Here is an 18298-nt window from a genome sequence, read left to right as displayed (position 1 = left end):
CCATGCCACATAACAGTGATAATTCCTGCACCCTCTACCTGGTGCGACACGGAGATTCACGTCAGGACGCTAACCGGCGCTATATCGGACAGTGCGATCCGCCCCTCAATCCGCAAGGACGCGCCCAGGCCAAATCTCTGCAACAGATGCTGGCGCATACCGACCTGAAGAGTGTGTATTGCAGCGATTTGCGCCGCTGTCGGGAAACCGCCCGCATTGTTGGCGGGCACCGGGGGCTGAGAATTCGTCCCGTGCCAGCCCTGCGCGAGATTGCCCTGGGTGACTGGGATGGTCTGACCGTGGCGGAAGTTTGCCATCGTTTTCCCGGTGAATATGAAAAACGCGGCAAGGACATGGTCAACTACAGACCCCCCTCGGGGGAAAGCTTTGCCGATCTTCAGGCGCGGGTGGTTCCGGCGTTCCTCGAAGTGATCCGCGAGGCGAGAGGTCCGGTTCTGCTGGTCGGCCATGCCGGCGTCAACCGTGTCATCCTGTGTCATGTCATGCGGCGTGCACTGGAGGAGTTATTCGAGATTCCACAAAACTATGCACGCCTGAACATCATCGAACGCCGCGACGACACATTAAATGTGAAAGCCATGGATATTGCCCCGCGAAGCACGGCCTGGGAGGCGCTGGAAATTTCGCCGGTCCGAAGCGCGCAAACCTCACCCTTTGCAGCGGAGCAGGTACGCAAATATGGCACGGGACAATCGACCGTGAAGCCGTTATCGAAACCGGCTGTTTCTTCATAAACCTGAAGGTCTGCCTGCAAGACATGTCTCCATTGCTGCTTAAAATACAGGCAAATATTGCATCGATACGCTTATCGCAGAAACGGCTCCTGAAGGGTGCGAAAAACCGGATATCGCGCTGCACGCCTTCCAGGCCGGATCTGACAATTCCAAATTCCGATCAGCGCAGCCTGCACAGCGACCGGCACAAATCTTGCCCATATAATAAAAACCGCCTTGATGCCGAGGTGCTTATTTCCGGGGGGAAGCCGTTGCCGCCATGATCACACCCATTGTCCTTTCGCTCAAAGTCGCCCTGATCGCCGCCGGCGTCGATGCCGTACTCGGCACCCTTCTGGCCCGCACCATGGCCCGCAGGGATTTTTCCGGCAAAAATCTGATTGAATCGTGCATCATGCTGCCGATGGTTCTTCCTCCTACCGTGCTCGGCTATGGACTGCTCATGCTTCTGGGCAAACGTGGACCGCTTGGAAGATTATTGCAGGAAATCCTGGGAGTGCAGATCGTGTTTACCTGGTGGGCGGCCATCATCGCCGCCGCCGTTGTATCCTTTCCCCTTATGTATCAGAGCGCCAAAGCCGCATTCTGCAGCGTCGACGTATCCCTGGAACAAGCTGCCAGAACCCTCGGCAGCGGTGAAGCCAGGGTTTTCATGCGTATCACTTTGCCCCTGGCCTACCCCGGCCTGCTGGCCGGCGTGGTACTGTCACTGGCCCGGGCCCTCGGCGAATTCGGTGCCACTTTGATGATCGCCGGTAACATCCCCGGTAAAACCCAGACGATCCCCCTGGCGATCTACTTTGCCGTCGAGACTGGCGACAACCTGCTGGCAAGAAACCTGGTTCTGGTCATCACGGCCATGGCGGTCGGAGCCCTTTTCTGGCTTAACAGCTGGTCGAGGAAAAAACTTCAGACCCTGCAAAAAGGAGGCGATGCGCGTGCTTAAGGCTGCCATTTTCAAAAAACTTCCGAATTTTGCCGTCGAAGCCGAACTGGCCATCGACCAGGGAATTCTGGTACTGTTCGGCCCCTCGGGCTCTGGCAAAACCACGATTCTGAACTGTCTTGCCGGTCTGCAAAAACCGACATCGGGACAGATCTCCCTCGGTGACAGGCTGTTTTTCGACTCGGCCCGCAACGTGAATATTCCAGCCCGGCTACGACGCATCGGTTATGTCTTCCAGGACTATGCGCTGTTTCCGCACATGACGGTCAAAAACAATACGCTTTATGGAATGCCGTCCAGTGCCATGCTTGCCAAAAAAAATGCCGGCAACGCCAATGCCCTGGCGGAAATACTCGCCATGTTGCGCATTTCCCATCTGCGGGACCGCTACCCGGCACAACTGTCGGGGGGAGAAAAGCAGCGCGTGGCACTGGCACGCGCCCTGATGATGGAGCCGGACCTGTTGCTGCTGGACGAACCCCTCTCGGCGCTTGATGCCGATACCCGATGCGCCCTGCAGCAGGAACTGAAAAAAATCCAGCGCATCCGGAACATTCCTTTTGTGCTGGTTACCCATAGCAAAAAGGAGCTGGATGCCCTTGCCGACACGGTGGTCTTCCTGAACAATGGAAAGGTCGCCACCCCGGCCGCCCAAAAAATCCCCCTGGGCTGGGCCACGGGTCAATGGGCCTGAGTCCCGGGTGTTTCGGCGTCCCGACAAAATGACGCCGGTTTTTCGCCGCTATCCATCCGGAAACTCCGGATGGATACAGCGTAGTTTTCATATGGGAAACGAGCAATTTTTCGTTGTGGAAAGGAAATCAAGGGGTTGCGCGGAGGCGTACATCGGTACGCCGCACAAGCAAGCCTGCCGATTGACGCCGCCACAGCGGAAAAGGGCTGTTTCCGGATGGAAACCAGCTATCTCCAACAGATCGTCATTGATCGTCACCTGATATCGGAAAGGAACCGCAGAATGAGTCTTTTGCAACAAGCGCAGACCAAATTGACAAGCCTGTGCGATGCCGCGCGACTGGAACGCGACAGCACCGTAACCGTTCGGGTACTGACCCCCGACGAGGCCATTGGCGCCAAGGCCGATCCGAATTTTGTCATTAAAAAGGGCAAAGAGCGGGTCATTGAAGCCTGCTGGAATGAATCTCGCGGGCAAGCCTTTACGGATCGCCCCTGCGACTGGCAAGGCAGCCTCGACGAATTACTGGCCATGGATCTGCACCAGGTCGATCGCAGGGCGGTATTCACCGCCGGCCTGAACGCCGTGCTGTGCGGATTGAACCAGGCGGAGGGCACCATCCACTGCAAGGATGAGGAACCGGCTCGCTGCGGAGAGGAATTTACCCGACGGCTGTATGCGCGTTTTGGCGTCAAGCGTTTCGGCATGATCGGATTGCAACCGGCCATCCTGGACGCCATGGTGGAGGGCTTCGGCGCCGTCAGGATGCGGGTGGTGGATCTGAACGAGGACAACATCAACAAAAAGATTTGTGATGTCATGGTCTGGGATGGGGAAAAAGATCTGGAAAAATTGATCGAATTCTGTGACGTGGGTGTCGCCACCGGTTCCACCGTCGTGAACGGCAGCATCAACGATCTGATAGAAAAGTTTCAGGAAGCCAGCAAGCCACTGGTTTTCTTCGGCAACACCATCGCCGGGGTGGCTTCACTTATGAACCTGGACCGCATTTGCCCTTTCGCCCACTAACATAAAAAGCCTGTGTGAACCTGGACGACGCAAACCGATGATAAATGACGATCAACTGCTGGCCCTGTTCAATTCCCCGGCCAGGGTGCTGAAAGCGGAGCAGATATTGCGCAAGTCCGCGCTGTCCTGTCGGCTGGTTCCGGCACCGCGCGAGGTGGCCGAAGGCTGCGCGCTGGCATTGCGGTTTGCGATGTCCGACAAGAATTTGGTCCTGTCGGAGCTTGCCCGGCAGGAACTGCCCCCGCAGCGCATCTATCGAAAGGAAAAAGGGCTTTTTCAGAAGGTTTTCCCCTTGCAGGAAACCTGAGAGTACCATCTTGTTGATATTGTCCGGAGACAAACGTGGCCATTTATCTCGATAACGCCGCAACCAGCTTTCCCAAGCCTGACAGTGTTTACCGCGCCGTCGATGCAACCTTTCGGAATCTCGGAGTCAGCCCGGGCCGCGGCAGTTACCAGCTTTCGCTGGATGCGGGGCGGCTGGTGCTGGAAACCCGGGAGACCGTCGCCCGGTTTTTCGGCATCGCCGATCCCCTGCGCGTGGTATTTTGCGCCAACGCCACGGAAGCCATCAATATCGGCCTGTTTGGCACGCTGCGACCCGGAGACCGGGTTATCACCTCAACCATGGAACACAATGCGGTGAGTCGCCCCCTGCACGCCCTTGCTTCCCACGGGATCGAGGTTGTGCGGGTGACGGCCGATGCGAAGGGACGCATAGAGCCGGGCGCCATCCGCGAGGCGGCGCGCCGTGGCACAGGACCAACCCGCATGGTCGTGATGAGCCACTGTTCCAACGTCACCGGCACCGTACAGCCCGTCGAGGAAATCGGCACCTGGTGCCGTCGCGAGGGGATACTGTTCATGGTCGATGCGGCACAGAGCGCGGGAATACTGCCTGTCGATGTCCAGGAAATGGGCATCGACCTGCTGGCTGTTCCGGGGCATAAGGGCCTTTTAGGGCCGCCCGGCACCGCCATCCTCTACGTAGCGCCGCAGCTTGCGCCACAGCCGCTGATTTTCGGCGGCACCGGAGGGAACTCCATGTCTCGGCACATGCCGGACGAACTGCCCGAACGTCTGGAGAGCGGTACCATCAATACGCCGGGACTGGCCGGCCTGCATGCCGGCATCACGTTCGTCACACAAACCGGTCCGGATCGAATTCTGCGGCATAAAACGGCCTTGCTGGAGCGGCTGTGCTATGGGTTGCGTTCCCTGCCCGGTTGCTGTCTTTACGGTACCGGCTCCGCCGCCCAGGCGGGCGGCGTGCTGTCCTTCAATATCACCGGTCGCGACCCGGCCGAAATCGGTTTTTTTCTGGACGAACAATACGCTATCTGCGTGCGTACCGGCCTGCATTGCGCACCGGATGCTCACCGCAGCATCGGCACGCTGCCCAGTGGCACGATCCGTGTCAGCCCGGGACTGTTCAATACAGAAAGCGATATCGATGCGCTGCTGGCTGCTTTGGAGAATATCGTCCGCAAACGTGAAGGCCTCGGTTTGTAAGGGCCTGCTACCGGGCCAAGCCGGCAATGCCCGAGCATGCCGACTGGTCGATCAAATTTTAAAGGAGAGGTTTGATGCGCTGCGCAATCGTGCGATGGATGCTTGCCTTTTTCATCATGGCCACAGCCCTGATCCCCACACCGGGCTTTGCCCGGGAAGACAAACCGACCGTTCTTCACATATCGGCCGGAGTCGGCCTGAAGGATGCTCTTTTCGACATTCAAAAAGCCTATGCGCGAAAACAACCGGGCGTTGTCCTGGAACTCAATTTCGCCGCTTCCGGATTTTTGCGCAAGCAGATCGAACAGGGAGCCCCGGTCGATCTGTTCCTGGCACCGGGCATACAACATCTGCAGGCCCTTATCGATGCCGGGCACACCGACGCCAGGCATTCCTGCGCCCTGCTGGGCAATCGTCTGGTGCTTATTGTTTCCAAGGAAAAACGACACGTCATTAAAGGCTTCGCTGATCTTTCCAGGCATGCGCACAGCATCAGCATCGGTCTCCCGGAGATGGTGCCGGCCGGCAGTTACGCCCGGCAGGCCCTCGAACACCAGCAACTTTGGAAAAACCTGGAACCGCGGATGATCTATGGTAAAAGCGTCCGTCAGGTACTCGCTTATGTCGACTCGGGAAATGTGGATGCCGGTCTGGTATTTGCCTCGGATGCGCCATTGGCCAACAACGCCACGGTGGCAGCTCTGGCCCCCGAGTCCAGTCATCAGCCTATCGTGTTTGCCATGGCCGGAATGCTCGGCAGTCCCCGCAGCGCCGCACTGCAGGTATTCATGACCTTCCTGAAAGGAGGCGAAGCTGCTGCGATCTTTGCCCGTCACGGTTTTACCCCCCTGCAAGGCAAGCCATATCAAGCCGTGCTCGACAAGTAAAAACGGAACCGGGTCAGGGAAGGTCAGGGAAGGGGCTGACAATTTTCCAGCCCTTCTCCCGGAATTCCCACTCCAGCCGGATTTTCAGGTTTTTCAGGGTGTTGGATGGCAGACGGTAATAGTCAATACGCAACAGGCAAACGGCTCGCTGCTGCTCAGGGTCTTCAAACAGCACCTCTTCGGGGCGTATTTCCAGGATGCGTATATCCCCGCGCTGAGGAAATTTTTCCTGAAAATCATGCCGGTAGTCCTGCGCCATGAAACCCGCCGCACTATCATAATCCTGCCAGACCAGACGCTTGGCAAATTCCTGATAGTTTTCACCGAAACTGTCGGCTGGCCGTGGTTGCAGGACGGGGGCACAAGCGGCTATCCCAAAAAACAGCAGAAGAAGGTATACTGTTTTCATGCTCTCTCCTGTGTGCGGGCATGGCATATGACAACCCGGATATCAAGTGATCAAATTTGCCGCCATGAAAAAAATCGAAGTCTACACAAAAAACTATTGCCCCCACTGCCAGCGAGCCAAAGAGCTGCTGCGCCGCAAAGGGATCACCTTCATCGAATACGATGTCACCGACGACGCTCTCCTGGAGCAGGAAATGCGAGAACGCTCGGGACATGCGACGGTTCCGGAAATCTTCATCGAAGATGCCTGGGTAGGCGGCTGCGACAGCCTTCATGCCCTTGAGCAAAGCGGAACCCTGGACCGGATGCTCGAAGACTGATATCAGACCCGGATAGCCTCGATCAGGCTCAGAGCCATGTCGACCTTGCCAAACGGCGGCATGAGATAAAACCCGTCCACCCGGCCGCGACCCGCCTCGACAAGTTCCCGGGAAATGGCCAGGCCCCGGCGCACACCCTCTTCTCCGCTGGCGCCATGCATGCGCCGGCGAACCTCTTCCGGCAGCCGGATGCCAGGCACCTCGTTGTGCAAAAACTCCGCATTGCGCTCACTCACCAGGGGCAAAATCCCTACCAGCACGGGTATGTCGACATCCGCCATCCCATCGAGCATGGCATCAAGCACCGGGATCGAATAGATCGGTTGCGTCTGAACAAAACAGGCCCCGGCGGCGATTTTCTTCCCCAATCGGCGCAACTGGGCGTCCATGTCCGACACATTGGGGTTGAAAGCGGCACCGGCTTTGAATCGGGTCGGCTCCCCCAATTCCCCGCCCACCAAAGTGTGCCCGTTGTTAAGCGCCCTCACAAGCTCCAGCAAACCGATACTGTTCAGGTCAAAAACATTGCTGGCGCCGGATTCTCCACCGACGGCCACAGGGTCTCCGGTGACCGCCAGCACATTGCGCAGCCCAAGCAGATGCGCACCCATGAGTTCCGAGTGCAGACCGATCAGATTGCGATCCCGGCCGGTCACATGGATGATGGTTTCAATGCCGATTTCATCCTGAATCCGTTTGGCCAGGGCAATGTTTCCCATGCGGATACGCGCCAAAGGGTTTTCCGCCAGACTGATGGCATCGGCGCCGGCTACCGCCAGGCGCCGGGCTCCTTCCAGAATTTTTCGGCAATCCATGCCGCGCGGGGGATCGAGCTCGACCGTGATCAGAGGGCGTTTGCCCCAATCGGACAGAAAACCCTGCCGTGGAGTGTCCCTTGCAACGGTTGCGGGAGCGACTGCTGCAACCTGCGGCTTTATCCTGCGTATTGGGGGTTTGAACCCGGCCACGGCGGCGGCCAGAGCGCGTATGTGCTCGGGGGTCGTGCCGCAGCAGCCACCAACCAGACAGGCGCCGGCTTCCACCATTTCGCGGCCGCGCGCCGCAAAATACCCGGGGGTTGCCAGATAGATGTAACGGCCGTCGACATATTCGGGAAAGCCGCTGTTGGCAAAACCGGAAAGAGGAATGTTTACCTGTGTCGCCATGGTGCGCAGCACCGCCAGCACATCGCGGGGCCCCGACCCGCAATTGGCCCCGACCACCGATGCACCCGCTCCGACCAGACGTCTGGCGACTTCGGCGGCCGTCACCCCTTCGCGGGTTTTGCCCCCCTCAAAAAACGCCATCTGGGCCACCACCGGCAGACCCGTGCCGCCAGCTTCGGCAACTGCCAGTTCCAGTTCTTCGAGGCTGGCAAAGGTTTCCAGCAGCAGAAGATCCACGCCACCTTCCGCCAGCCCTTCCATCTGCTCGCGGAACAGGGCGGCCCGCTGCTCCCGTGACAACTCCGCGGTCTCGCCCGGCGCCCTGCCCAACGGCCCTACGGCGCCGGCAACCAGAAACCGGCGACCAGCCTCCTGCCGCGCCAGTCGTGCACCAAGGGCATTGATTTGTCGCGTCTGCTCCTCCAGACCGGCGGCAGTCAATCGCAGCCGGTTGGCCGCGAAGGTATTGGTCTCCACCAATTCGGCCCCGGCCGCCAGATAATCCCGGTGAATCCGGCGCACCACATCCGGCTGCCGCAGATTGAGGCATTCGAAACAAAAGGACAGGGGAATCCCCCGCTGATAGAGCAGGGTTCCCATGGCGCCATCGCCAACAATGACACCCTGCTCCAGACGCTCCAGAAAACCGCAAGCGGCGCGTTTCATGGCCGGGCTCCGCAAGGATGGTCCTGTGGCAACAGCCCGGTGCGCTGCAGAAACTGACGCAGAATCGCCCCGGTCAATCCCCAGATCCGATTGCCATCCACATTGAAGAAACAGACAGGGTAAAGACGTCCGAGATGTTCCCAGCTTTCGGTGTGATAAATGCGCGGATCGCACAACCTGTCAACAGGAACTTCAATCACTTCGGCAATCTCCTGATGGTTGACGGTAAAAGGGTAGCCGGCAGCGATGCTCCCGACATAGGGCACCACATGAAAACCGTACACCGAAATAAAGTCATCCAGACGCCCAAGGATCGTCACATCTTCCTGGCGCACGCCCATTTCTTCTTCCGTCTCACGCAACGCCGTGGCGCACAGATCTGCATCCTCGGGCTGGGCGCGGCCGCCCGGAAAAGCAATTTCTCCGGCATGATGCGGCAGATGCTCGGTACGACGGGTAAACAGAATGGTATCGATGCCTTGCCTTGGATAAAACAGGAGCAGCACGGCCGCCGGTTTCAGCACGCCCCGATCGACGCGGCGGCAGGTATGCCGTGACAGGTCTTGCCGGACCTGTTCCGGCTCCAGCTTCACCGTCCAACCCCGCAGGCAGCCTTTAAAGCGGCAATAGTGGCCGCGTAGTCTTCGGTACCGTACACGGCACTGCCCGCCACCATCACATCCGCACCGGCCGCGGCGATGCGGGCGATGTTGTCCAGCTTGACGCCGCCGTCCACCTCCAGCTCGACCGGCAGGCCACGGCGATCGATCTCCTTGCGCAAAGCCTCGATTTTTGAAAGGCATACGGGAATGAACTGCTGGCCGCCAAAACCGGGATTGACGGACATGATCAGCACCAGTTCCAGTTCCTCCAGGATAATATCAAGACAGCTGACCGGCGTGGCGGGATTGATGGAGACGCCGGCCTTTTTGCCGAGGCTGTGAATCAGCTGCACGGTGCGGTGCAGATGCGTGGAGGCCTCGTAATGCACGGTGATGATATCGGCGCCGGCCTTTGCAAAGGCGGGAATGTAACTGTCGGGATTTTCAATCATCAGGTGCACATCCAGGGGCAAATCGGTAACCCGGCGTGCCGCTTCGACCACCAAAGGCCCGATGGTGATGTTGGGGACGAAATGTCCGTCCATGACATCGACATGCACATAGTCGGCGCCGCCGGATTCAATGGCGACAATTTCCTCTCCCAGACGGGAAAAATCCGCGGACAGAATGGAAGGAGCGATTTTGATCATGATGTACTCCGTGTTTTGGAAACAAAGGGCGCCGCCGGATCAGGCGCGTTTTTCGAAAGCTGTCGCATAGAAGGCATCCATGCCGTCATGCCGATGAGGCATGGTGCGCAGGCTGCCCGCGTCATCGAAGAGTTCATGCCATTCGGCGGGGGTCGTGGCGCGCAGATCGCATCGCACAAAATCAGGATGTTTTGCAAGAAACGTCCGCACCACCCCTTCCGTTTCCTCCGGAGTGAACGTGCAGAGGGAGTAAATCAGTCGGCCTCCCGGCCGCAACAGCGATGCCGTATTCTCCAGGATAACGGCTTGTTGGCCAGCCAGTTCTCTGATATCGGAAGCGGTGCGACGCCAGCGAATCTCGGGGTTGCGGCGCAAAACGCCGAGGCCGCTACAGGGTGCGTCGACCAGCACCCGGTCGAAACTTTCCGGTTCGAGGAACGGGGCGGGGCGGGTCAAATCCCAGCTTCGGCCTTCAATCCCCAGGCAGCCGAGACGCCTGGCGCCGCGCATGAGCAGCTCTATCCGCCGGGCGTGCAGATCGAGGGCCACGATGGTGGCGCGGTTGCCCGTCAAAGCGGCGATGTGCGTGGTCTTGCCGCCCGGCGCCGCGCAGGCATCGAGAATGCGCTGCCCCGGTCGGGGATCCAGCAGGTGGCTGATCAGCATGCTGGCCTCATCCTGCAACTGGAACAATCCTTCACGGTGCCCCGGCAGATGCCGGATGTTACCGTGCAGAATACGCACCCCTTCCGGAGCAAAACAGGTCGGGCGCACCTCGCATGAGTCCTCCGCCAGCGCCTTGAGCAGATCATCGCGGGTTATTTTCAGAGTATTGGCGCGCACGCAGCAGGGAGCGGGCTGCAGCATGGCTTCGGCCAGCGCACAGGCCTCTTCGACACCGTAACTGTCCAGCCAGCAAGCAGCCAGCCAACGGGGCAGGCCAAGCACGCACTCCAGGTAGGCCAGCGGTTGTGCCTGTCGGTCAGGCCAGGGCAACATGCCGGCCTGACGCACCACGGACCGCAACATGCCATTGATAAATCCGGTAGCCCTGTGCAGTTTCAGGCGTCGGGCCATTTCCACGGTTTCAAAAACCGCCGCATGGTGCGGGATCCGCTCCAGCAAAAGGAGCTGATAACACCCCAGTCGCAGCAAAATCAGTATCGCGGCTTCGACCTTGGCCAGGGGTTTTTGGCAAACCTGCTGCAGGACAAAATCGAGGCGCCCCTGATAGCGAAGCACGCCGTAGACAAGTTCCGTTGCAAGAGCCCGGTCCCGGGGGTCCATGTCGGGCAGCTTTTCCAGCGCACCGTCCAGCGCCAGATCGGCAAAGGCCCCATGCTGTACTCTCTCGAGCACGTCAAAGGCAATGTCACGCGGATCTTTCCGAACCACCAGGAGTATTCCTTTCCGGACATGGACGCAAGGCGGGGGCATGTTGTGCCATGCCCCCGAATAAAAATTCCGCCAGAATGCCCTTATCAGGGCATGACCATGTTCTCAAGACGCCGGATACGCTCTTCCACCGGCGGATGGGTCGAGAACAAAGACTTCAGACCGTCACCCCGCAGCGGATTGACGATAAACATATGCGCCGTGGCCTCATTGACCCTGGGCATGGGCGCGCGACTGTTGGCCATCTCCAGTTTTCGCAGGGCGCTGGCAAGATAATGGGGCGTACCGCACAAAGCCGCACCACCCCGATCAGCGGCGTATTCACGGGAACGGGAAATGGCCATCTGCACCAGCATGGCGGCCAGTGGCGCAAAAATAATCAGCAGCAACAGGCCCAGCGGATTGCCGTTATCGTCATCCCGCCCGCCGAAGCCCCCAAACAGGGCAGCCCACTGGGCCATGTGGGCCAGGTAGGAAATAGCCCCGGCAATGGTGGCGGCAATGGATCCGATCAGAATATCCCGATGGCGCACGTGGCTCATTTCATGGGCCATGACCCCCATCAGTTCTTCCCGGGAGAGGATCTGCAGAATCCCTTCGGTCGCCGCCACGGCGGCGTGTTGCGGATTGCGTCCGGTGGCAAACGCATTGGGCGTCGCCTGGGGCAAAATGTACACCTTCGGCATGGGCAGGCCATTGCGCACGCAGAGCTCCTGCACCACATGGTACAAGGGGCCGCTGTTCACCTCGCGCCCGCGATACATGGCAATGACAATCTTGTCGGAAAACCAGTAGGAACCAAGGTTCATGACCGCCGCCAGTACCAGCGCGATCAATGCGCCGCCACGGCCGCCCATCATGCCGCCTGCCCACACCAGCAACAGGGTGAGCACGGTCATCAGCAGTACCGTCCTCAAAATATTCATGGTTCACCTCTCTTTTGTGGCGTTCTTTGGGTTGCATCCTGTCGCGACCACCCCCGAAAGGGCCGGAAGGCCTGACCAAAACAGGCAGGCGCGTTCCTGATTCGCTGAAGCACTTGCATCGCGGATATCTCTACGCACTGACGACATGCGCATCCAGCGCCTGCCGGACAGCCTCGATATCGATGCGAGTGTTGAAGCAGGGTCCTTCGGGGCGGGTATTGAAAACGCCGATGACCGGCAGAGGATAGGCATCACGAATCCCGGAAGCGAGATCGCGTTCACAGGCCACCGCAATGACAAGCCGGGGACGTTTTTCCATAAGCAGCTTGCGCGCCAGGGTTCCGCCGGTCGCCACGGCCAGCCCTACGCCACGCTCCTTCGCAAGAGTAGCCAGATCGCCAATGTCGCAACGGCCACAACGCGCGCATTTATCCACATCGCCGGTGACCTTGATGGAGCAATCGAAAAGTTGCAGGCAATGGGGCAACAGGATCATGACCCTGTCGGCCGGCACACGGGGATTGCGGGAACACACCAGCTGGTTGTTCAGGTGGATGAAGCAACGCTGCAAAGCATCGCGATCGAGCCGCATGACCGCACCGATAGCGATAACCGCCGGCATCAGGTAACGAATCACGATGCCGCGCAATTGCGGAAAAACAAACAGGTCACGGCCGGTCACCATGCTCAGGGCCAGAAGAAGCAATCCCCCGACAATCACGGCAACCAGCGTCAGGACGGCCAGGCCAAACCAGTAAGGCAGTCGGGGATGGATGGCGGACAACCCGATACTTGGCAACCACCAGACCAGGAAACCGCCGCAGGCGAACAAGCCTCCGACCAGCGCCAGAAGAATCAGAAACGGTCGTTGCTGGGACAGTGCGCTTTCCGGGGCTCCGGTTTTTCCGCATGCCGCCGAGCAGGCATGACCGCAAGCCTTGTCAGCTTCCTTCGGGCAAGCCATGTCCGGTCTCCAGGCGGGTACCGACCGACAGGCTGGCCCCCCGCAGAAAATCACCTGCCGGCAACTTTTTTTTGCCGGCCAATTGCAGTTCGCGCACCCGCAACACGCCCTGCCCGCAAGCTATGCAGACCCCGCAACCATCCGCCGCGACCACGGTACCCGGCTCGGCGTCAGGCCCTTCTTCCGCCAGGGTGCGCCCAAGCTTCAGCATCTGGCCGTTCCAGGAGGTAAACGCTCCCGGCCAGGGGCTCAATCCCCGCACCAGATTGTGAATGTCCCGGGCTGGATGTCGCCAGTCAATGCGTCCATCCTCTTTTTTCATCATGGGCGCGTAACTGCTCTGTGCATCATCCTGCGGCTCCGGCCGCAGGGTACCTTCGCACAATCGCCGCAGCGTCTCAGCCATGGCTTCCCGGCCCAGCAGCGCCAGTCGATCATGCAACTGTCCGGCCGTTTCTTCGATGCCGATTTCCGTGGCACGCTTCACCAGCATATCGCCGGTATCCAGACCCACATCCATAAGCATGGTGGTGACGCCGGTGACCTGCTCTCCATCGACAATCGCCTTGTTGATGGGCGCGGCGCCCCGATATCGCGGCAGCAGAGAGGCATGCACGTTGATGCAGCCGTAGCGCGGAATGTCAAGAATGCTCGCGGGGAGGATCTGACCATAGGCCACCACCACGATCAGGTCGGGGCGCAGCGACCGAAGGGTCTCGACCACCGCCGGATCGCGCAGCTTTTGCGGCTGGAATATCGGCAGGCCGTGGGCCACGGCCATCTCCTTGACAGGCGGCGGAGCAAGCAGTTTGCCCCGCCCCCGGGGCCGGTCGGGTTGGGTAAACACGGCGCAAAGATCAACCCCGGCGGAGAGCAGACCCTGCAGAGTCGGCAAAGCAAACTCCGGTGTCCCCATGAAAACAGTACGGATAGCCGCTGGCGCGATCATCACAATTCGTGCTCCTGTTGCCGGCGGAGTTTTTCGTATTTTTTGCGAAACATGCCCTTTTTCAGGGACGAAAGGTGATCCACAAACAGCAGGCCGTGCAAGTGATCGATTTCATGCTGAAAGGCGATCGCAAGCAACCCGGAGGCTTCCCGGACCACCTCCTGCCCCGCGAGATCAAGATAACGGACCTTGACCCTGGCACTACGCTCGATGCGGGCGTAGTAACCGGGCACCGACAGACAGCCTTCCTCTTCAAAGCTCTCGCCGTCGCGCGCAATGATCTCAGGGTTTATCGCGACAATGAGATCCTTTTCTTCCTGTGGAGAGCAATCGATAATGATCAGATTTTTGTTGATACCCACCTGGGGCGCCGCAAGACCGACACCGGGGGCGGCATACATGGTATCGGCCATATCCGCCACCAGGGTTCGAATTTCCTCGGTGATGCTCTGGATTGGCGCCGATGTTTGCTTCAAGACCGGATCGGGATAATGTCGGATAGGTAAAATTGCCATTTAATCAACCTGTTATGAAATAAACCTGGGCAGGACCCAGGCCAAAAAGAGCCACTGTTGACTTTTCATGATACGTGCAGGCAATACGCAAAGTCAACCATCATGGGGCTTGTCGCGGATGGCCCCCATTGGGTTCCAGCGCCTGCCGCATGGCATCGGCCATGCGGGCCGGACTCTCGGCGACCACCACGCCGGCCCCACGCAATGCCGCGATTTTGTCCCGGGCCAGGCCCGATCCGCCATGAACAATGGCACCGGCGTGACCCATGCGTTTTCCAGGTGGCGCCGTGACCCCGGCAATATAAGCCGCCACCGGCTTTTGCATGTGGCAACGGATCCAATGCGCGGCCTCTTCTTCCGCGGACCCTCCGATTTCGCCGATGAGAAATACGCCGGCGGTTTCAGGATCATCGTTGAACAGCGCCAGAACATCGATAAAGGACGTCCCGATAATCGGATCGCCGCCAATCCCGACACAGGTCGACTGACCCAATCCCGCCTCGCTCAATTGCAGAACCGCTTCATAGGTCAGAGTCCCGCTACGAGACACCACGCCGATATGCCCGGGACGATGAATGTCGGCGGGCAAAATACCTACCTTGCACTGGCCGGGGGTAATGAGACCCGGGCAGTTTGGACCGAGCAGGCGCATGGGGCGACCGGCCAGTGCCCTGTTGACCAGCACCATATCCTGAACCGGTACCCCTTCAGTTATGCAGACCCCCAGCCGGATGCCGGCATCCGCGGCTTCCAGAATTGCCTCCGCCGCTGCCGGAGGCGGCACAAAAACCATCGATACATCGGCCGCGGTATGCTCCACCGCCTCCAGAACCGTATCGAAGACGGGAATGCCTTCCACCTGCGAACCTCCCTTGCCAGGCGTGACGCCAGCCACGATCCGGCTGCCGTAATCACGACATGACAAACCATGGTGGCGTCCGGCGCTGCCGGTCAGCCCCTGGACCAGAATACGTGCATTGCGGTCGATAAGAATGGCCATGCTGTCGATCCTTCAGGCAGACGCGGCAATACGTCCGACGATGGTTCTGGCTGCCGATTCCAGACAATCCTGCCAGACGATGTTTAATGCGGAACCTTCGAGCAATTTACGCCCCTCTTCCCGTCGCGCCCCGGCCATGCGAACCACGATGGGCAGGCGACAATCCTTCTCTTGCGCGGCGGCGACCAGACTTTCGGCAATCAGATCGCAACGCATGATGCCACCGAAAATATTGACCAGGATACCCGCCACCATCGGATCTTCGAGCAATATGCGAAAGGCCTCCACAACCTTGCCCTGGTCGGCCCCTCCCCCGACATCGAGGAAATTGGCCGGCTGCCCGCCGCACTCGGCAAGCATATCGAGAGTCGCCATGGCCAGTCCCGCGCCGTTTACCAGGCATCCGATACGGCCATCCATTTTGATGTAGGCAATATCCGAAGCCGCAGCCCGCACCTCCAGCGGCTCGAATTGCCGGTCATCACGCAGCGCGGAAAGAGCCGGCTGCCGGAACAGGGCACTGTCGTCAACCGTAAATTTGGCATCCATCGCCAGCAGGCGCTCATCTTCAGTCACCACCAGCGGATTGATCTCTATCAAAGAAGCGTCCTTGTCCTGAAAACATTGATACAGCGACAGGATCATGCTGGTAGCGGTTTCCGCCACCCGGCCCTCCAGACCAAGAAACCGGGCAATATCCCGGGCATGAAAGGCGCGCAGCCCGATCAGCGGGTCAACAACCACGCGCCGGACAAGCCGCGGAGACTGGCGCGCGAGTTGTTCGATATCGACGCCACCTTCGGCCGAAGCGATCAGACAATAACGCCCGGCACCGCGATCAAGGGTCACAGAGAGATACATTTCGCGGCGCACGGCAACAAGCTCTTCCACCAGCAGGCTGTTGACCGGCAACCCCGCCTCTCCGGTCTGCGACGTCACCAGATGGCTGTCCAGCAGACGGCCGGCCAGAACGCGCGCCGCATCGGCGCTATCCACCCGAACCACCCCGCCGGCCTTGCCCCGCCCACCGGCATAAATCTGCGCCTTGACCACACAGGCCCCGCCCAGCGCTTTTGCAGCCAATGCCGCCGCATCGGCGGAATCGACCAGACGGGCGCGGGGCACCGGGATGCCGTAGCCCTGGAGAAGCTCCTTGGCCTGATACTCATGCATTTTCATGACGATAACCGGTGCCTCTGAAGAAGCGGTCGACGAACCCGCCCCCTCACTGTTGGGATTTATTCCAGTCCGCCAGGAATTTTTCAATCCCGACATCCGTCAAGGGGTGTTTGGTGAGTTGCATGATGACCCCGTAGGGGATGGTGCAGATGTGAGCACCCATCAGTCCGGCCCTGAGCACATGCAGCGGACTGCGCACCGATGCAACAATCACTTCGGTCTCAAAACCGTAGTTTTTGAAAATGGTCAGAATTTCCCCAACCCCGCTCATGCCGTCATGCCCGACATCGTCCAAGCGGCCGACAAAGGGGGAGACATAGGCAGCTCCGGCCTTGGCCGCCAGCAACGCCTGCAGTGGAGAGAAGACCAGGGTCATATTGACACGGATGCCCTCGGCGGCCAGCGCGCGGGTGGCTTTGAGTCCTTCTCCGGTCATGGGAATCTTGATGACGATATTGGTTGGATGATACTGGATCAATTCCCGGGCCTCGGCGACCATGCCTTCCGCGTCGGTCGCAACCACTTCCGCGGAAATCGGGCCGTCGATAAGGGCGACTATGTCCTTCAGTACATCGGTAAATTTGCGGCCGGTTTTGGCGACCAACGAAGGGTTGGTGGTGACGCCATCGACCAACCCCATGTCGTGGGCGGCTTTAATCTGTTCGATATCGGCGGTATCGATAAAAAATTTCATGTGGACCTCCTTCCGCGATTAGCGGTGACAAGGATGGATTCGGGAAAAGGGTAATTTTTTATCCCTGAGACGTGTCGGAAGCATCGGCAGGATCGAAACTTTCCAGACACCGTTGCGAGCAGAAATAGTAGGTTTGTCCTTTGATCACCTTTTTAAGAGCCAGGCTGCGAGGCACAAAGGTGCCGCAATGCGGATCGCGCACCATGACCTCTCCCTCCGGGCTTTTCGCGGGCGGGGGTCGGTGGGTACTGCTTTTAAACAGTCCGGATACCGCCGTAACAAGGTAATAACATAGCAGAAAAAGAAAAAACAGCCACATCAAACGAAGCATAGTCGGCTCACCATTGATCGCGCAGACAGCGAATGCCCGCAGGAGAAGATAATCTGGCTATCATTTCCTCCACGGTCTGCCCCAGCAGCGGGTGGAGGAGTCCGGGTGACAGATCCCTGAGAGGAACAAGCACAAAGGCGCGTTGATGCAAACGGGGATGGGGAATCGCCAGATCCGCCTGGCGGTGGATTTCGTCGCCGAAAAGCAACAGATCGACGTCGAGAGTGCGAGGCCCCCAGCGTTCCGTGCGACGTCGGCCGAAAAGGTTCTCGACGGCAAGGGCCTCAGCCAGCAGTTCGGCCGCTGAAAGCAGGGTTTCCACTCGGAGAACGGCGTTAAGGTAGGGGGATTGGCCTGCCGGACCGCCGACCGGCGCGGTCTCATAGATGGGGGATGCGGCCACGACCCGAATCAGCGGTGGCCGATGCAACGCCCGTCTCGCCCCGCGCAGACAGGCGAGACGATTCCCGAGGTTGGACCCCAGGGCCAGATAGGCGGTAATGGATCGGCGGCAACCGTTCATAGGGGAGCATTTAACCACAGGCTTTCGCCGGGAGTCAATCGGATCAGGCTTTGCGGAGGCAAAGTAAGTATCCCCCGGTCAAACCGGGGGCTTTATGGGTGAACCGCTCAAAGCGGTTGGCTCAAACCTTGGGCCGCCTAAAGGCGGCTGGCTATTTGAGCAGGTTCAATTGATCCAATCTGCTATC

The 18298-nt window shown here is 59.3% G+C and carries 22 protein-coding genes; 8 read left to right on the top strand and 14 right to left on the bottom strand.

What is annotated here, in order from left to right:
* Positions 1–2 precede the first annotated feature (2 nt).
* From cobC to modA, 7 genes are all read left to right on the top strand, one after another.
* Positions 3–755 carry an alpha-ribazole phosphatase gene (gene cobC / locus AB7E65_RS00665; protein WP_072286443.1) on the top strand — a complete coding sequence of 251 codons (753 nt, stop codon included), beginning with the start codon at positions 3–5 and terminating at the stop codon, positions 753–755.
* Positions 756–1014: 259 nt separating this feature from the next.
* On the top strand, positions 1015–1701 hold the full coding sequence (gene modB, locus AB7E65_RS00660; RefSeq protein WP_072286444.1) for a molybdate ABC transporter permease subunit: 687 nt from the start codon (positions 1015–1017) through the stop codon (positions 1699–1701).
* Positions 1694–2395: an ATP-binding cassette domain-containing protein gene (locus tag AB7E65_RS00655; RefSeq protein WP_072288039.1), complete on the top strand. Its 702-nt coding sequence runs from the start codon at positions 1694–1696 to the stop codon at positions 2393–2395. Before modB ends, AB7E65_RS00655 begins: the two co-directional genes overlap by 8 nt.
* Before the next feature lie 282 nt (positions 2396–2677).
* A complete protein-coding gene (locus AB7E65_RS00650) occupies positions 2678–3424 on the top strand; it encodes a Rossmann-like domain-containing protein (protein WP_428745080.1) in 747 nt (248 codons plus the stop codon).
* Positions 3425–3461: 37 nt separating this feature from the next.
* The gene (locus AB7E65_RS00645; protein WP_428745079.1) at positions 3462–3731 is read left to right on the top strand and encodes a DUF3343 domain-containing protein; all 270 of its coding nucleotides are present in this window, start codon (positions 3462–3464) and stop codon (positions 3729–3731) included.
* A 35-nt stretch (positions 3732–3766) separates the two neighbouring features.
* Positions 3767–4936, top strand: coding sequence for an aminotransferase class V-fold PLP-dependent enzyme (locus AB7E65_RS00640; RefSeq protein WP_428745078.1), 1170 nt, complete (start codon positions 3767–3769; stop codon positions 4934–4936).
* Between the two features lie 74 nt (positions 4937–5010).
* Positions 5011–5823, top strand: a complete 813-nt coding sequence (modA, locus tag AB7E65_RS00635; RefSeq protein WP_072286447.1) for a molybdate ABC transporter substrate-binding protein — start codon at positions 5011–5013, stop codon at positions 5821–5823.
* A gap of 13 nt (positions 5824–5836) precedes the next feature.
* Here the strand turns inward: modA and AB7E65_RS00630 are convergent, their stop codons facing one another.
* Complete coding sequence (locus tag AB7E65_RS00630) at positions 5837–6232, bottom strand: hypothetical protein (RefSeq protein ID WP_072286448.1); 396 nt, start codon at positions 6230–6232, stop codon at positions 5837–5839.
* 46 nt (positions 6233–6278) lie between these two features.
* Here AB7E65_RS00630 and grxC point away from each other — a divergent pair, with 46 nt between their 5' ends.
* Positions 6279–6551: a glutaredoxin 3 gene (gene grxC / locus AB7E65_RS00625; RefSeq protein ID WP_428745077.1), complete on the top strand. Its 273-nt coding sequence runs from the start codon at positions 6279–6281 to the stop codon at positions 6549–6551.
* A gap of 2 nt (positions 6552–6553) precedes the next feature.
* Here grxC and AB7E65_RS00620 read toward each other — a convergent pair whose 3' ends face one another.
* The 13 genes from AB7E65_RS00620 to folK all read right to left on the bottom strand — a co-directional run bounded on the left by AB7E65_RS00620 (position 6554) and on the right by folK (position 18111).
* The gene (locus tag AB7E65_RS00620; protein ID WP_320361037.1) at positions 6554–8383 is read right to left on the bottom strand and encodes a bifunctional homocysteine S-methyltransferase/methylenetetrahydrofolate reductase; all 1830 of its coding nucleotides are present in this window, start codon (positions 8381–8383) and stop codon (positions 6554–6556) included.
* Positions 8380–8976, bottom strand: a complete 597-nt coding sequence (locus AB7E65_RS00615) for an NUDIX hydrolase (protein WP_235605477.1) — start codon at positions 8974–8976, stop codon at positions 8380–8382. Before AB7E65_RS00615 ends, AB7E65_RS00620 begins: the two co-directional genes overlap by 4 nt.
* Complete coding sequence (gene rpe, locus AB7E65_RS00610) at positions 8973–9635, bottom strand: ribulose-phosphate 3-epimerase (RefSeq protein ID WP_428745076.1); 663 nt, start codon at positions 9633–9635, stop codon at positions 8973–8975. The genes AB7E65_RS00615 and rpe overlap by 4 nt, the downstream gene beginning before the upstream one ends.
* Positions 9636–9674: 39 nt before the next feature.
* Positions 9675–11030 carry a 16S rRNA (cytosine(967)-C(5))-methyltransferase RsmB gene (gene rsmB / locus AB7E65_RS00605; RefSeq protein ID WP_072286451.1) on the bottom strand — a complete coding sequence of 452 codons (1356 nt, stop codon included), beginning with the start codon at positions 11028–11030 and terminating at the stop codon, positions 9675–9677.
* A gap of 86 nt (positions 11031–11116) precedes the next feature.
* Positions 11117–11956, bottom strand: coding sequence for a zinc metalloprotease HtpX (htpX, locus tag AB7E65_RS00600; protein ID WP_320361034.1), 840 nt, complete (start codon positions 11954–11956; stop codon positions 11117–11119).
* A gap of 130 nt (positions 11957–12086) precedes the next feature.
* Complete coding sequence (locus AB7E65_RS00595; RefSeq protein ID WP_083558556.1) at positions 12087–12920, bottom strand: DUF116 domain-containing protein; 834 nt, start codon at positions 12918–12920, stop codon at positions 12087–12089.
* Positions 12898–13869, bottom strand: coding sequence for a methionyl-tRNA formyltransferase (gene fmt, locus AB7E65_RS00590; RefSeq protein WP_072286453.1), 972 nt, complete (start codon positions 13867–13869; stop codon positions 12898–12900). Before fmt ends, AB7E65_RS00595 begins: the two co-directional genes overlap by 23 nt.
* Complete coding sequence (gene def / locus AB7E65_RS00585) at positions 13869–14384, bottom strand: peptide deformylase (RefSeq protein ID WP_072286454.1); 516 nt, start codon at positions 14382–14384, stop codon at positions 13869–13871. The genes fmt and def overlap by 1 nt, the downstream gene beginning before the upstream one ends.
* 100 nt (positions 14385–14484) lie before the next feature.
* Positions 14485–15384 (bottom strand): succinate--CoA ligase subunit alpha, encoded by a 900-nt coding sequence (gene sucD / locus AB7E65_RS00580; RefSeq protein ID WP_072286455.1) that lies wholly within the window; start codon positions 15382–15384, stop codon positions 14485–14487.
* 12 nt (positions 15385–15396) lie between these two features.
* Positions 15397–16563, bottom strand: a complete 1167-nt coding sequence (sucC, locus tag AB7E65_RS00575) for an ADP-forming succinate--CoA ligase subunit beta (RefSeq protein WP_072286456.1) — start codon at positions 16561–16563, stop codon at positions 15397–15399.
* A gap of 46 nt (positions 16564–16609) precedes the next feature.
* Complete coding sequence (gene fsa, locus AB7E65_RS00570) at positions 16610–17257, bottom strand: fructose-6-phosphate aldolase (protein WP_072286457.1); 648 nt, start codon at positions 17255–17257, stop codon at positions 16610–16612.
* A gap of 58 nt (positions 17258–17315) precedes the next feature.
* Positions 17316–17462: a YHS domain-containing protein gene (locus AB7E65_RS00565; protein ID WP_158513988.1), complete on the bottom strand. Its 147-nt coding sequence runs from the start codon at positions 17460–17462 to the stop codon at positions 17316–17318.
* Between the two features lie 133 nt (positions 17463–17595).
* A complete protein-coding gene (gene folK / locus AB7E65_RS00560; RefSeq protein ID WP_428745075.1) occupies positions 17596–18111 on the bottom strand; it encodes a 2-amino-4-hydroxy-6-hydroxymethyldihydropteridine diphosphokinase in 516 nt (171 codons plus the stop codon).
* Positions 18112–18298: the final 187 nt, after the last annotated feature.

Origin of the sequence: Syntrophotalea sp., assembly GCF_050253115.1 — a bacterium.
Classification (GTDB): domain Bacteria; phylum Desulfobacterota; class Desulfuromonadia; order Desulfuromonadales; family Syntrophotaleaceae; genus Syntrophotalea; species Syntrophotalea acetylenica.
Note: the sequence above shows the minus strand (reverse complement) of the source record. Positions and strands in the feature narration are given on the sequence as shown.